Origin of the sequence: Stutzerimonas urumqiensis (assembly GCF_003640395.1) — a bacterium.
GTDB lineage: Bacteria > Pseudomonadota > Gammaproteobacteria > Pseudomonadales > Pseudomonadaceae > Stutzerimonas > Stutzerimonas urumqiensis.
In genome coordinates this window covers 210,677-224,091 of record NZ_RBZQ01000004.1, presented here as the reverse complement: position 1 = coordinate 224,091, position 13,415 = coordinate 210,677, and the positions used below count along the sequence as shown (strand labels likewise).

Genomic DNA, 13,415 nt, shown 5'->3' with positions numbered 1-13,415 from the left:
CCTCAGTGCTTTTCGGTCAGGTTCTTGCCGAGCATGCGCACCAGCAGGATGGCGGCAATGTTGGCGATCACCACGGCGATCAGCCCGCCCGCCGAGGCCATGCCAACGTCGAACTGCAACAGCGCCTGGGTGTAGATGAGGTACGCCAGGTTGGTCGAGGCATAGCCGGGACCGCCGCTGGTGGTGGTGAAGATTTCGGCGAACACGGAGAGCAGGAAGATCATCTCGATCATCACCACCACCGCAATGGGGCGTGCCAGGTGCGGCAGCGTGAGGTGCCAGAAGATGGCCAGCGGACCGGCCCCATCGAGCCGCGCCGCTTCCTTTTGCTCCTGGTCGAGTGACTGCATCGCCGTCATCAGGATGAGGATGGCGAACGGCAGCCACTGCCAGGCCACGATGATCACGATCGACGCCATCGGATGCTGCGCCAGCCAGTCCACCGGCTGGGCGCCGAAGAACTTCCAGAGTGCGGCGAGCACGCCGGAGACCGGGTGGAAGATCAGGTTCTTCCAGATCAGCGCGCTGACCGTCGGCATGATGAAGAACGGCGAAATCAGCATGACGCGTACCAGGCCGCGGCCGGGAAACTCCGCCGCCTCCAGCAGCGCGGAGATCAGCACGCCGAGCACCACGCTGATCAGCAGCACGCCGCCGACGAGGATCAGCGTATTGGTCATGCCGGGGATGAAGCCGGCGTCGGTCAGGAAGTAGTGGAAATTCTCCAGCCCCACGAAGCCGCGCTCGCCGGGGTAGAGCAGGTTGTAGCGGATGACCGAGAAGTAGACGGTCATCGCCAGTGGCACTAGCATCCAGATCAGCAGCAGCGTGACCGACGGGCTGATCAGGAACCAGCCGGGGCTGCGCCGACGGCGACCATGCACCGGGCGCGCGTCCGACGTGGCGGTGCTCGGGGTGGCTAGGGTTGTGCTGTTCATACGGCGTCTCCGAGAGGTCGCCTGCCTCGCCGGGAAATCCCGGCGGGCGTGGTGAGAGGGCGCGCGGTTCGGTTGGCGAGACGACTGGCGTTACTTGGGATAGCCCGCGCGCTTCATGTCGCGCTGCACCGACTGCTGCGCCGCGTTGAGCATCTGCTCGACCGGCATCTGCCCCGTCAGTGCTGCGGAGAACATCTTGCCGACCTGGGTGCCGATGGCCTGGAACTCGGGAATGGTCACCAGCTGGATGCCGACGTAAGGCACCGGCTTGGCCGAGGGATCGGCCGGGTCGGCCTGCTTGAGCGACTCGAGCGTGACCTGCGCGAAGGGCGCGGCCTTCATGTACGCCTCGCTGTAGGTCGACTGGCGCGTGCCCGGCGGCACGTTGGCGACGCCGTCGGTCTCGGCGACGAGGTTGGCGTAGTCCTTGGAGGTCGCCCAGGTGACGAATTCCATCGCCGCGTCCTTGTTGTTGGACGTGGCGGGAATCGCCAGCGCCCAGGAATACAGCCAGGCCGAGCCTTTCTCGGTGGCCTCGTGCGGGGCGAAGGCGAAACCGACCTTGTCGGCAACCTTGCTCTGCGACGCATCGGTGACGAACGAACCCGCCACGGTCGCATCGACCCACATCGCGCACTTGCCGCTGTTGAACAGCGCGAGGTTCTCGTTGAACCCATTGCTCGACGCGCCGGGCGGGCCGTATTTGCCGAGCAGGTCGACATAGAAGTTCGCCGCCTTCGTCCATTCCGGGCCGGTGAACTCGGGCTGCCACTGCTCATCGAACCAGCGCGCGCCAAAGCTGTTGGCGATCGTGGTGATCAGCGCCATGTTCTCGCCCCAGCCGGCCTTGCCGCGCAGGCAGATGCCGTACTGCTCCTGCTCGGGCTTGTGCAGCTTGGCGGCGAAGTCGGCGATCTGGGACCAGGTCGGATGCTCCGGCATGGTCAGGCCCGCCTGCTCGAAGAGGTCCTTGCGGTAGTAGGTCATCGAGCTTTCGGCGTAGAAGGGCAAGGCGTAGAGCGTGCCGTCGACCGACAGCCCTTCGCGCACGGAGGGGAAGACGTCGTCGACGTCGTAGCTGGCGGGCAGGTTGTTCATCGGCGCCAGCCAGCCCTTGTCGCCCCAGAGCGACGCCTCGTACATGCCGATGGTCAGCACGTCGAACTGGCCGCCCTGCGTGGCGATGTCGGTGGTCAGGCGCTGGCGCAGGACGTTTTCTTCGAGCACGACCCAGTTGAGGTCGATGTCGGGGTGCGTCTTTTCGAAGGTCTCCGACAGCCGCTGCATGCGGATCATGTCGGCATTGTTGACCGTGGCGATGGTCAGGGTTTCGGCCTGGGCATGACAGGCCAGGGCCAGGCAGGTCGTTCCGAGTAGCGCTTTAGCGATCTTCATGTCGGGACTCCTCCTGCGCAGGCTTCGCTGCACAGGTCTTTATTGTTGTTCTCACCGCGCTGCTCGGCGCGGATTCGGGGCTCATTACAGCCCCGCCAGGCAACCGGCGACAAAGCCTCGCGCACACTTCGTTCGATACTTTCTTGCACTTGTTCCAGGTTCGATGCGCAAGACGAAGCCGCGCCCCGTGCGGTTGGCACGGGGCAGGGACGGATTGTTGACGGGGCAAAGCGTATTAGACGGCGAGGTTCTGCTCGGTCAGCCGTTGCATCGCCAGGCGGCGATAGCGCGAGGGCGTCATGCCCTTGAGCTGCTGGAAGCGCCGGTTGAAGTTCGACAGGTTGTTGAAGCCCGACTCGAAGCACACGTCGGTGACCGGCTTGTCGCTGTCGGTGAGCAGCTCGCAGGACTTGCTGATGCGCAGGCTGTTGACGAACTCGACGTAGCAGCGCCCGGTGGCGCGCTTGAAAAAGCGCGAGAAGTAGGTCGGTTTCATGCCGAGATGGGAGGCGACTTCCTCCAGCGGCAGCTCGCGCATGTAGTTGTCGAAGATGTAGTTGACCGCGAGGTTCGTGCGGTCGACGTGCTGGTCGTCGCCCAGCTGGGTCGCGGTGGTGCCGGACAACAACTGGTAGTCGTCGCAACCGGCCAGCAGCTCCATCAGGATGAAGAAATACCCGAGCCGGCTGATGCCGCGGCTGTCGGCGATCTGCTGCATCAGCGTGCCGGCGCGGCGGATGAGTGCCGGGTCGCGGAATTCGATGCCGTAGCGCGATCGCTCCAGCATCGGTGCCAGCAGGCGCAGTTCGGAGAACACCTGGTTGCCGGCCTGTAGCAATTCGTCGGTGAAGTTGACCAGCATGTCGCGCTTGGCGATGACTTCGCCGTCCTCGACCTGGCTGATCCAGTTGTGCGGCAGGTGCGGGCCGGTGAGAAAGAGGCTGTCGGGCGCGAAATTGCCCACGTAATCGCCGATGAACACCTTGCCGGCGCTCGCGACGATCAGGTGCAGCTCGTATTCCTTGTGGTTGTGCCAGCGCACGAGCGGGCAGGGAAAGCCGTGCTCGCGATAGATCAACGAATTGCCGTTGTGGTCGTCCATCAGCTCGTAGGACGGGTCGGTGGTGCGTGCGGTCTTCATGGCATCGGGCATGGTTGTCGTTGTTCCCGAATGGGTTATAGCCGGCGAGGGGCGTGCGTCCAAGCCGCCTTCAGTCGAATGCGCGGTGCCGCACTCAGTCCAGCTCCGCGCGGTGCGGCAGATCCGGGCCGCGCCGCGTGCAGGTGATGGCGGCGGCGCGGCAGGCAAAGTCGAGCATCCGTTGCAGGGCATCGTCCGCGAGCGCCTCGAGCCCGGCCGGCGAATCGGCGCCCTGTTCGTGCAGCCAGGCCAGCACCGCGGCCTGGAAGGTATCGCCAGCCCCGACGCTGTCGCAGACCGTGATCGCCGGAGCCGCCGCGCTCAGCACAGTGCCGTCGCGGTACAGGCTTGCGCCGTCGCCGCCCCGCGTCAGCAGCACCACGCGGCAGCCTTGCGCGAGCCAGCGCTGGACGACGGCGTCCTGGGATTCGTCGGGGTAAAGGAGGCGCAGGTCTTCATCGCTGGCCTTGATCAGCTGTACGCGCGGGACCAGCCGGTCGATCCGTTCGCGCCAGCGCTCGAGCGAGGGCTCGACGTTCAGGCGAATGTTGGGGTCGAGCGAGATTAGCCGGCCCTCGGCCCGCTCGACCAGCGCCTGGAGTGTGTCGGCGATCGGCTCGACCACCAGCGAGTAGGAGCCCAGGTGCACGCCACGGACGTCATCGCCGAGCGGAGGCAACTGGTCGATGCGCGGCAGCCGATCGGCGCAGCCGGCACCGCGAAAGTCATAGACCGGCGCGCCCGTCGCGTCGAGCGCCACCATCGCCAGGGTCGTCGGCGCGTCGACGTCGACGAGGTAGCCCGTGTCGACCCCCTCGGTCGCCAGCAAGGTGCCCAGGCGCTGGCCGAAGTAGTCCCGCGAGAGGCCGGTGAACAGCGCGGCGGGCACGCCCAGCCGGCGCAAGCCGACCGCCACGTTGAACGGCGAGCCGCCGGCGACTGCTTCCAGTGTCAGCCGGTTGCCGAGCGCCGTGGGCGACGCGAAGACATCGAACAGGGCCTCGCCGCAAACCAGGTACATGGTGATTCGTCCGCCGTGGAAGGTTCTCGCAGCTTAGTCAGCCTGATTCGCCTGAGACAGTACGAAGCTGACCGGCGACCGATACGATTCTGCCTGGCGCGGGGCTGGTCCCGGTTCGTGGATGACCATGGGACAGCGCTCAGCTTCTCGACTGTTAATGAAGAATATTCCGCAAGCCCTTCAGAAAAAAAGAAAAGTCGCTCTTCGCGATCTACATGCTTTTTCTGATGCAGCATTAATAGTTGGCTTCAAACCTTTGATTACTAAAGCCTTTGTGCGGATCGCTTCAGTACACCCAAACCTCGACACGGCGATTTTTCTGCCGGCCACTGTCCCCAAGGTTCGAAGCGACGGGAATATCGTCACCCAACCCATTGATCGCCTTGAGATAAATACCTTGCTTCGTCAGCTCGCGGCGTACCGTCATGGCGCGCAGTTTGGACAGCAGGGCGGCCCGCGACGGATCGCTCTTGGCGTCGCCGAACCCGACCAGCACGACCTGGCCGCGGCGCTTGTCGTGGCGCGTGAGGTAGTCGACGAGTCGCGGAATGTCGCGCTGTGCCTTGTTATCCAGCCGTGCGCTGCCCTCGGCGAAGCGGAAGTTGACCGTCAGGCGCCGTGCTTCTGCGGCGAGCGTCCGATAGGCCTCGGGCGATTGCGCATCGACGCTCTGCTCGATCGCCTCGATGGTCTGCGGCACGTAGCCCGAACGCGCGACGATCGCCTGCCCGGCCTCGCTGTGGGCGAAGTCGATCAGCGCACGGGTCCAAGGCGTCTGGTTGGAGGGAAGCGCGTACAGGAACAGGCGGCGCGACAGTGGATAGTCCTCGGTGGCGATCAGTGCGAGGCTCGGCGGCATGGGGCGCGACTGGCCGTCGGCGATGGCCAGTGCCTTGGCCTTGCCGACCGAGGCCAGGCCCACGAAGCCGATGCCTCCCGGATCGGCCGCGACCGCTTCGGCGAGGCGATCGTTGGATTCGTAGCGACGCGCCCCGGCCGTCAGCTTGACCGATTGGGCAGCCAGCACCAGCTCCTTGAAGGTGTCGTATGTGCCGGAGTTGTCGTCCCGCGCATGCACGCTGACCGGGCGATCGGGGCCGCCGATCATGGCCCAGTTGGCGATCTCCCCGGCGAACAGCCGCGCGAGCGTGCGGGTGTCGAGCGCATTCACCGGATTGTCCGGGTGCACGACGATGGCGAGCCCGTCGATGGCGATCACCTGCTCGGCCTGGACGCTTTCCAGGTCGCCATGCGCGCGCAGAAGCGCCAGTTCGGCTGACTTGATCGGGCGCGACGACGCCGCAAGGTCGGCGCTGCCCTCGGCAAGCCCCTGAAAGCCCGTGCTCGAACCGTGCGCCGCTACCTCGGCCCAGACGATCTGGCCATTGGCTTGCCGGCCGCTCACGCGCTGTTCGTTCTCACGCCCGGCCGGCGCGATGTTGATGTTCTTCAAACCCTTCTGCTCGAACAGACCGGCGATCAGCATCGGCGCGAGCTTGGCGCCGACGGTGTTGGAACCCTGGATGCGAAGGACCGGCGCCTGGCTCGAGGCGGCCATCGCCGCCTGTGTCGGCCACGGCAGGCAGACCAGCAGCAGCCCGAGAAACAGCGATGGCAGGGAATGGCGCGACGCGCCGGCAAGGTCCGAGGGGTGTCGGGTCATGGTGCGACCTCAGCGAAGGGAGGTCGCGAGCCTAGATCAAACGGATGACGGCAATATGACAGCGCGGCGCCTTGACCGCTCTGGCGCGGTGCATTCAGCGGGGCGCGTTCGGCTCAGCGCATCCGCCTCAGTCCACGGCAATCCACACGGGGCAGTGGTCGGAAGGCTTCTCCATCGCGCGGATGTCGTAGTCCACGCCGGCATCGCGCACCCGGGCATGCAGCGCTGGGGTGGTGAGGATGAGGTCGATGCGCAGGCCACGGCGCGGATCGTCCTCGAAGCCGCGGCTGCGGTAATCGAACCAGCTGAAGCGATCGCTGACCTCCGGATAGAGCGTGCGGAAGCTGTCTTGCAGGCCCCACGCCTTGAGCTTGGCCAGCCACTCGCGCTCCTCGGGTAGAAAGCTGCACTTGCCGGTGCGCAGCCAGCGCTTGGCGTTGATCTCGCCGATGCCGATGTCGCAATCCTCCGGCGAGATGTTGAAGTCGCCCATCAGCGCCAGCGAATCGCCCGGCGTGAAGCGCGCTTCGAGCAGGGCCTGCAGATCGGCGTAGAACTTGGTCTTGGCGGGAAACTTGGTCGGATGCGCACGGCTTTCGCCCTGCGGGAAATAGCCGTTCATGACCGTGACCGGCGCACCGTTGGCGTCCTGGAAGCGTCCCCAGATGAAGCGCTTCTGCGATTCCTCGCCATCGGCGGGAAAGCCCTTGTGGATCTCCAGCGGCGCCTGGCGCGACAGCAGCGCGACGCCGTAATGCCCCTTCTGGCCGTGGTAATGGACGTGATAGCCGAGCGCTTCGATGTCGGCCTGCGGGAACTGCTCGTCCGCGACCTTGGTTTCCTGCAGACCGATCACGTCCGGCGCGTGCCGTTCGATCAGCGCCTGGAGCTGGTGCGGCCTGGCGCGCAGTCCGTTGATATTGAAGGAGACGATCTTCATCGGCGGGCCTCGCAAAAAGAGGCGAGTTTACTGGCCGACCGGGTGATGGGCGAGCCTGCGGCGCGGGTGCTAACGTCCAAGGACAGCCATGACAAGAAAGCGAGCGTGCAATGACCGAGCCTGCGCAAGTCCGGATGATCGACGGTGGCTACGACCGCGAGACCCGATCGCTGCTGTATCACGCCTATCGTCACGAGCCGACCTTCGCCTACCTCTTTGAGGCCGACCGGCCGGGCTACGACCACCGCGTCCGCGCGACCATTCGCGAGCTGGTGCGCCAGCATTTCGTGCAGCAGCAACCGGCGCTCGGCCTGCTCTGCGAGGACCGCCTGATCGCTGCCGCGCTGATCGCGCCGCCGCAGCGGCGGCTGGAGGTCACCGAGAGCTGGGCCTGGCGCATGCGGATGCTGCTGTCGGCCGGCTTTCGCTGTACCCGGCGTTACCTCGACTACCACGATGCGGTGCTGGCCTGCCTGCCGGGGCAGGCGGTGCACGTGTTGCCGCTGATGGGCGTGCATCCGCACTTCCAGGGACAGCACTATGGCGAGCAACTTCTGCAGGCCGTTCATGACTGGTGCGCCGAAGACCCTCACTCCCAGGGCCTGGTGCTCGACACCGGCAACCCGCGCTATCTCGGCTTCTACCAGCGCCAGGGCTACGAGGAGGTCGGACAGATCGCGGTGGGGCCTGTGGTCGAGCATGTGTTCTTCCACCCGGCGCCGGCCGTGTCGCAACAGGCACAGGCCTGACGACAGGCGCCGGCGGCTGAATTTATCGGCCGCTTCGTCTGTCAGACGCACCATGCAGATGAACGTGCCGCCCTGATGTCCACGCCACGGAGCCTCCGGCCTCGCCACCGTTTGCGGCTTCTGGTCGCGGCGCTGGGCGTCGCGCTCGGCGTCGAGTCGAACGCGGCGGAGCTGGATGTGCGCATCGAGCCGGGCAACCGCGCGCTGCGGGAAAACGTCGAGAACTACATCGGCGACCTGGGCGATCGCGACGCCGAGGAGTTGCTGCGCTACAGCCGAATCGCCGAGCAGCAGGCGATCAAGGCCCTCCAGGCGCTCGGTTATTACCAGCCGACCATCGACAGCGAAATCACCGAGGGCGAGAACCCGACGCTGGTGCTGGACATCCAGCCCGGCGAGCCGGTGCGCCTGCGCGACATCGCGGTGAAGGTCGAGGGGCCGGCCGCGTCGTTCGAGCGCTTCGAGGTGCCGCGCGATCTGCTGACAGAAGGCGAGGTCCTGGACCACGGCGAGTACGAGGCGGTCAAGCAGCGGTTGCAGAATCAGGCCTCGCGCTATGGCTATTTCGACGCGCGCTTCACTCGCCAGCGCCTGCTGATCGACCCTGAGGCCGGCACGGCGGACGTCGAGCTGACCTTCACCAGCGGGCCACGGTATCGGCTCGGCGAGGTGACCTTCCAGGGCGACGCTCCCTTCGATGACCGGCTGCTCCAGCGCATGGTGCCGTTCGACAGCGGCGTGCCCTATGACTCGGAGCTGATCGCCGAACTGAGCCGCAACTTGCAGGCCAGCGGCTATTTCGATGGCGTGCGGGTCGACGTGGACCCGGCCAAGGCCAGCGGCGAGGTGCTGCCGGTGACTATTCACCTGGCAGCGCGCGAGCCGCGCACCTTCGGCCTCGGGCTCGGGTATTCGTCCGACGTCGGCCCGCGGATGCGCTTCGAATGGACCCGGCACTGGGTCAATCCGCAAGGCCACAGCTATGGCATCGACGCGGAACTGTCGGCGCCGCGGCAGAACGTCGGCGCCTGGTACGAGATTCCGCTCGATCCGCCGCTCACCGATCAGTTTCGCTTCGCCGGGGGCTACCAGTACGAGGAAATCGCCGGCACCGATACGCTCAGCCGCCTGCTGCGCGTCGGCCCCGAGTGGCACAGCCAGCTCGACAGCGGCTGGGACCGGGTCATCTCGCTGAAGTGGCAGCGCGAGGAATATCGCCTCGGTGACGATTCGGGCCTCAGCACGCTGCTGCTGCCCGGCGTCGCGTTCAGTTATCTGGAGAGCGACAACGCCATCGACCCCAACGAGGGCTACCACATCCGCTTCGAGCTGGCCGCGGCGAAGGAGGGGCTGCTCTCGGATGCCGACCTGATCCACAGCAACCTGATGCTCCGGGGCCTGACCACGCTCTGGGACGACCACCGTTTCCTCGGTCGCCTTCAGCTGGGCGCCAACATCACCGACGAATACACCCAGGTGCCGCCGTCGCTGCGCTATTTCGCCGGTGGCGGGCAAAGCGTGCGCGGCTACGAGTATCAGCACCTCTCGCCGACCAACTCGGACGGCGATCGCATCGGTGGCCGCTACCAGGTCGTTGTCAGCGCCGAGTACCAGTATTCGATCAACGACCGCTGGCGCATCGCGACCTTCATCGACCAGGGCAACGCCTTCAACTCCCTGAGCGAGCCCGACCCGCACACCGGCGTCGGCATCGGCCTGCGCTGGGTTTCGCCGGTCGGCCCGCTGCGGCTCGATCTGGCCCATGCGCTCGACGGTGACGGCGGCTTCCAGTTTCATTTCTCGATGGGGCCGGAGTTGTGAAACGTGCGTTGAAAGGGCTCGGCTGGGGCCTGCTGGCGCTGCTGCTGGCGATCGCCCTGATGCTCGGCTGGGTCGTCGGCACCGAAAGCGGAAGCCGCTGGGCGCTCGGACGGGTGCCGGGCCTGACGCTGACCGGCTTCGAGGGTCGATTGGGCGGGCATTGGCAGGCCGAGCGGCTCGTCTGGCAACAGGACGCGCGCCGGATCGAGATCGAGCAGCCGGAAATGGACTGGTCCCCGGCCTGCCTGCTGCGCCTGACGTTGTGCATCGAGTCGCTGACCGCCGGTGCGGTCGAGCTGGTGTTTCCGCCGACACCCGAGCAGCAGCCGCCCGCCGAGCCATTCAGCCTGGCCGACATCAAACTGCCCCTGGAACTGCGAGTCGGCGAGCTGGCGGTCGGCCCCGTGCGGTTCAACGGTACCGAGCAGCTGCAACGATTGCGGCTGGTCGCCGACTGGGGGGAGGAGGGCGCGACCCTGGAAACGCTCAGGCTGGTGCGCGACGACGTCGAGCTGACGCTGGAGGGGCGGCTTTCGACAACCGGCCAGTGGCCGCTCGAATTGCAGGGCACAGCCACGCTGACGGCGCCTGGGGATCAGCCCTGGGAGCTCGACTTCGCGGCGAGCGGCGAGCTGCGCGATCAGGTAGCGCTGCGCGTCGACAGCGACGGCTATTTCGAGGGCCGGCTGAGCGGCGAGGTGCAGCCGCTGGCCGAGCACCTGCCGGCCCGCCTGCGGCTCGAAGGCGATGACTTCAAACCGCTGCCAACGCTGCCCGAAACGCTGCGCTTGCAAGACATCGAACTGACCCTGGCGGGCAATCTGGAACAGGGCTATCAGGTGCTCGGCACGACACGGCTCCCGGCCGAGGGCACGCCGGTCGACGTGGCCCTGCAAGGGCGGGTGACCGCCAGCGAGGCGACGCTGGCGCTGCTCGAATTCGCCGCCGGCGCTGAACGGACCGTCCGGTTGGAAGGGCATGTCGATTGGCGCGAAGCCCTGCAAGCCCAGGCGAAGCTGAGCTGGCGGGATTTCCCCTGGGCGACGCTGTATCCCGACATCGCCGAGCCGCCGGTCAGCCTGCGGACGCTCGACGCCGAGTTCGAGTACGACGACGGCCGCTACCTTGGCCACTTCGACCTGGCCGGCACCGGTCCGGCGGGCGACTTCACGCTGCAAAGCCCGGTGAGCGGCGACCTCGAGCAGGTGCATTTCCCCGACCTGCGGTTGCAGGCCGGCGAGGGCATGGCCAGTGGCAGCGTCAGCCTCGGGTTCGCCGAGGCCATCGAATGGAAGGCCGATCTGGCGCTCGCCGGGCTGGACCCGTCCTACTGGATCGAGGCCTTGCCCGGACGGCTGGAAGGAGCGGTGCGCAGCGAGGGCTCGCTCGCCGGTGGGCTGCGGGGTACGGCATCGCTCGACATCGACGGCACGCTGCGTGGACAACCGGCCGCGCTGCACGCCGAGGCCGAGGTGCGCGACACCCGCTGGAGCCTGTCCGCACTCGACCTGCGAGTCGGCGATAACCGGATACAGGGCGACGGACATTGGGGCGAAACCGTGCAGGCGCGGCTGGAGCTCGAGCTGGCGCGACTCGGCCAGCTCTGGCCGGGGCTGGGTGGCCGGCTCGAAGGGCTGGTCACGGCCACCGGCACGCCAGAGGCGCTGTCCGCCTCCGCCCGGCTGGACGGGACGGCGCTGGCATTCGGCGACACCCAGGTGGGCTCGCTGGCGCTGCAAGCCGGTCTCGACGAGGGGGAACGCGGGAGCCTGGACCTGTCGGCCGGTGAACTGCGCGCCGCCGGACGGGCGCTTGGACAACTGACGATCGAAGCCCAGGGCAGCCTCGATGCGCATCGCGGTCAACTGCGGCTGGACGGCCCGCTCGCCGAGGTCGCCATCGACCTTCGCGGCGGCCTGCGCGATGACACCTGGCACGGACAGCTGACGCGCGCCGAGCTCGAGGCGGCCGAGCAGGCGTGGGTCCTGCGCGAAACCACGCCGCTGACGCGCTTCCCGGATGGCCGCCTGGTGATGGGCGCGCACTGCTGGGATTCGCCGCCGGCCAGCCTGTGCGGCGGCGAGCAGCGCCTGCTGCCGACCCCGGACATCGACTACCGGCTGCGCAATTTCCCGCTGGAACGCATCGCGGCGCACCTGCCGCAGGATGTCGACTGGCAGGGCGAACTCAACGCAGACCTGGCGTTTGCGCGCCCGGACAGCGGGCCGGTCGGCGGGCTGCGGATCGATGCCGGCCCGGGGACCTTGCGCGTCCGCGAGGCCGATCGCTGGATCGACTTCCCCTACGAGACCCTGGCGCTGGACGCCGAACTGACGCCGGATGAGGCCAGCGGCCAGTTGCAGTTCGACGGCGGCGCGCTGGGCTCGATGTTCGTCCAGGCCAGCGTCGACCCGCGCGGAGCCATCAAACCGTTGAGGGGTGAATTCCGCCTGACCGATCTGGCGCTCGAAGCGGCGCGGCCCTTCCTGCCGCAGGTCGAGCAGCTGGACGGGCACATCGAAGGCGCGGGCGTGCTGACCGGCACCCTGGCCGCCCCGCAAATCGAAGGCACGCTGCGGCTGGAGAACGGCGAGATCGGCGGCGGGCAGCTGCCGACCAGCCTGGAAGACCTGAATCTGGTCGTGGAGATCGACGGTGAGGCGCTGGCGCTCGGCGGCCAATGGCGCAGCGGCGAGCAGGGGCGTGGGTCCCTGACCGGCAGCCTCGATTGGAGCGATCGGATCGACCTCGACGCACGCCTTGTCGGCGAGCGGCTACCGGTGGTGATCGAACCCTACGCCGAAGTGGAAATCGCCCCGAACCTGCGCATTTCCCTGGCCGGCGACCAGCTCTCGGTGGCCGGGCGCGTCGAGGTGCCGCGCGGTGCGATCGTCATCCGCGATCTGCCGCCCTCGACCGTGCAGGTCTCGGAAGATGCGGTGATTATCGGCGAGGAAGCCGAACAGCCGGCCGAGCCGGTGGACATCGACATGGATGTGGACGTGGTGGTGGGCGAGGACCGCCTGACCTTCAGCGGTTTCGGCCTGACGGCGCTGCTGCGCGGCTTCCTGCATATCGGCGACGACCTCGACACCCGTGGGCAACTGAACCTGGTCGACGGTCGCTACCGCGCCTACGGGCAACGGCTGACCATCCGTCGGGCGAGGCTGCTATTCACCGGGCCGCTGTCGCAACCCTTCCTCGACATCGAGGCCATCCGGCGGATCGAAGAGGACGATGTGATTGCCGGGTTGCGGATCACCGGCAGCGCCGCGCAGCCGCAGGTCGAGGTGTTCGCCGAACCGGCGATGAGCCAGGAGCAGGCGCTGTCCTACCTGGTGCTCGGTCGGCCGCTCGGGGCCGACACGGGCGACAACAATCTGCTGGCCCAGGCGGCCCTGGGGCTCGGGCTGCTCGGTGGCCAGCGGGTCGCGGGTGGCTTCGCCGAGCGGCTGGGCATCGAGAATTTCCAGCTCGATACGCAGGGCAGCGGGACCGAGACCCGCGTGGTCGCCAGCGGCGAGCTGACCGATCGCCTGACGCTGCGCTACGGCGTAGGGGTGTTCGAGGCGCCCAACACCTTCGCGCTGCGCTATCAGCTGACCAAGCGCATTTTCCTGGAAGTGGCCAGCGGCCTTGCCAGTTCGCTGGATATCTTCTACCGCCGCGATTTCTGAAGATCGGCTCTGTGACGGGCCTCACGGCATTGATTGACGGCCGTGACTGCGTGGTAGCATCCGGTCGCGC

At 67.1% G+C, this 13,415-nt stretch carries 9 protein-coding genes; 3 read left to right on the top strand and 6 right to left on the bottom strand.

Features of this window, described 5'->3' with window-relative positions; translation table 11 throughout:
- Window positions 1–2: 2 nt before the first annotated feature.
- From D7325_RS09355 to xthA, 6 genes are all read right to left on the bottom strand, one after another.
- Complete coding sequence (locus tag D7325_RS09355) at window positions 3–938, bottom strand: carbohydrate ABC transporter permease (RefSeq protein ID WP_120995287.1); 936 nt, start codon at window positions 936–938, stop codon at window positions 3–5.
- 90 nt (window positions 939–1,028) lie between these two features.
- Entirely contained in the window at window positions 1,029–2,333 is a 1,305-nt protein-coding gene (locus D7325_RS09350) for an ABC transporter substrate-binding protein (RefSeq protein ID WP_120995286.1), read from the bottom strand.
- Window positions 2,334–2,568: 235 nt separating this feature from the next.
- Complete coding sequence (locus D7325_RS09345; RefSeq protein ID WP_425452281.1) at window positions 2,569–3,486, bottom strand: AraC family transcriptional regulator; 918 nt, start codon at window positions 3,484–3,486, stop codon at window positions 2,569–2,571.
- 82 nt (window positions 3,487–3,568) lie between these two features.
- Window positions 3,569–4,495, bottom strand: coding sequence for a carbohydrate kinase family protein (locus D7325_RS09340; protein WP_120995285.1), 927 nt, complete (start codon window positions 4,493–4,495; stop codon window positions 3,569–3,571).
- A gap of 286 nt (window positions 4,496–4,781) precedes the next feature.
- Complete coding sequence (locus D7325_RS09335) at window positions 4,782–6,158, bottom strand: substrate-binding domain-containing protein (protein ID WP_425452280.1); 1,377 nt, start codon at window positions 6,156–6,158, stop codon at window positions 4,782–4,784.
- A gap of 127 nt (window positions 6,159–6,285) precedes the next feature.
- On the bottom strand, window positions 6,286–7,098 hold the full coding sequence (gene xthA / locus D7325_RS09330; RefSeq protein WP_120995284.1) for an exodeoxyribonuclease III: 813 nt from the start codon (window positions 7,096–7,098) through the stop codon (window positions 6,286–6,288).
- A 110-nt stretch (window positions 7,099–7,208) separates the two neighbouring features.
- Here xthA and D7325_RS09325 point away from each other — a divergent pair, with 110 nt between their 5' ends.
- From D7325_RS09325 to D7325_RS09315, 3 genes are all read left to right on the top strand, one after another.
- Window positions 7,209–7,847, top strand: a complete 639-nt coding sequence (locus D7325_RS09325; RefSeq protein WP_120995283.1) for a GNAT family N-acetyltransferase — start codon at window positions 7,209–7,211, stop codon at window positions 7,845–7,847.
- 75 nt (window positions 7,848–7,922) lie between these two features.
- Entirely contained in the window at window positions 7,923–9,668 is a 1,746-nt protein-coding gene (locus D7325_RS09320) for an autotransporter assembly complex protein TamA (protein ID WP_120995282.1), read from the top strand.
- Window positions 9,665–13,345 carry a translocation/assembly module TamB domain-containing protein gene (locus D7325_RS09315; RefSeq protein WP_245962058.1) on the top strand — a complete coding sequence of 1,227 codons (3,681 nt, stop codon included), beginning with the start codon at window positions 9,665–9,667 and terminating at the stop codon, window positions 13,343–13,345. The genes D7325_RS09320 and D7325_RS09315 overlap by 4 nt, the downstream gene beginning before the upstream one ends.
- The last annotated feature ends 70 nt before the right edge of the window (window positions 13,346–13,415 follow it).

Excerpts from the sequence above, each read along its gene's own strand:
- D7325_RS09355 (WP_120995287.1), bottom strand. The coding sequence starts at position 938 with ATGAACAGCACAACCCTAGCCACCCCGAGCACCGCCACGTCGGACGCG.
- D7325_RS09350 (WP_120995286.1), bottom strand. The coding sequence starts at position 2,333 with ATGAAGATCGCTAAAGCGCTACTCGGAACGACCTGCCTGGCCCTGGCC.
- D7325_RS09345 (WP_425452281.1), bottom strand. The coding sequence starts at position 3,486 with ATGCCCGATGCCATGAAGACCGCACGCACCACCGACCCGTCCTACGAG.
- D7325_RS09340 (WP_120995285.1), bottom strand. The coding sequence starts at position 4,495 with ATGTACCTGGTTTGCGGCGAGGCCCTGTTCGATGTCTTCGCGTCGCCC.
- D7325_RS09335 (WP_425452280.1), bottom strand. The coding sequence starts at position 6,158 with ATGACCCGACACCCCTCGGACCTTGCCGGCGCGTCGCGCCATTCCCTG.
- xthA (WP_120995284.1), bottom strand. The coding sequence starts at position 7,098 with ATGAAGATCGTCTCCTTCAATATCAACGGACTGCGCGCCAGGCCGCAC.
- D7325_RS09325 (WP_120995283.1), top strand. The coding sequence starts at position 7,209 with ATGACCGAGCCTGCGCAAGTCCGGATGATCGACGGTGGCTACGACCGC.
- D7325_RS09320 (WP_120995282.1), top strand. The coding sequence starts at position 7,923 with ATGTCCACGCCACGGAGCCTCCGGCCTCGCCACCGTTTGCGGCTTCTG.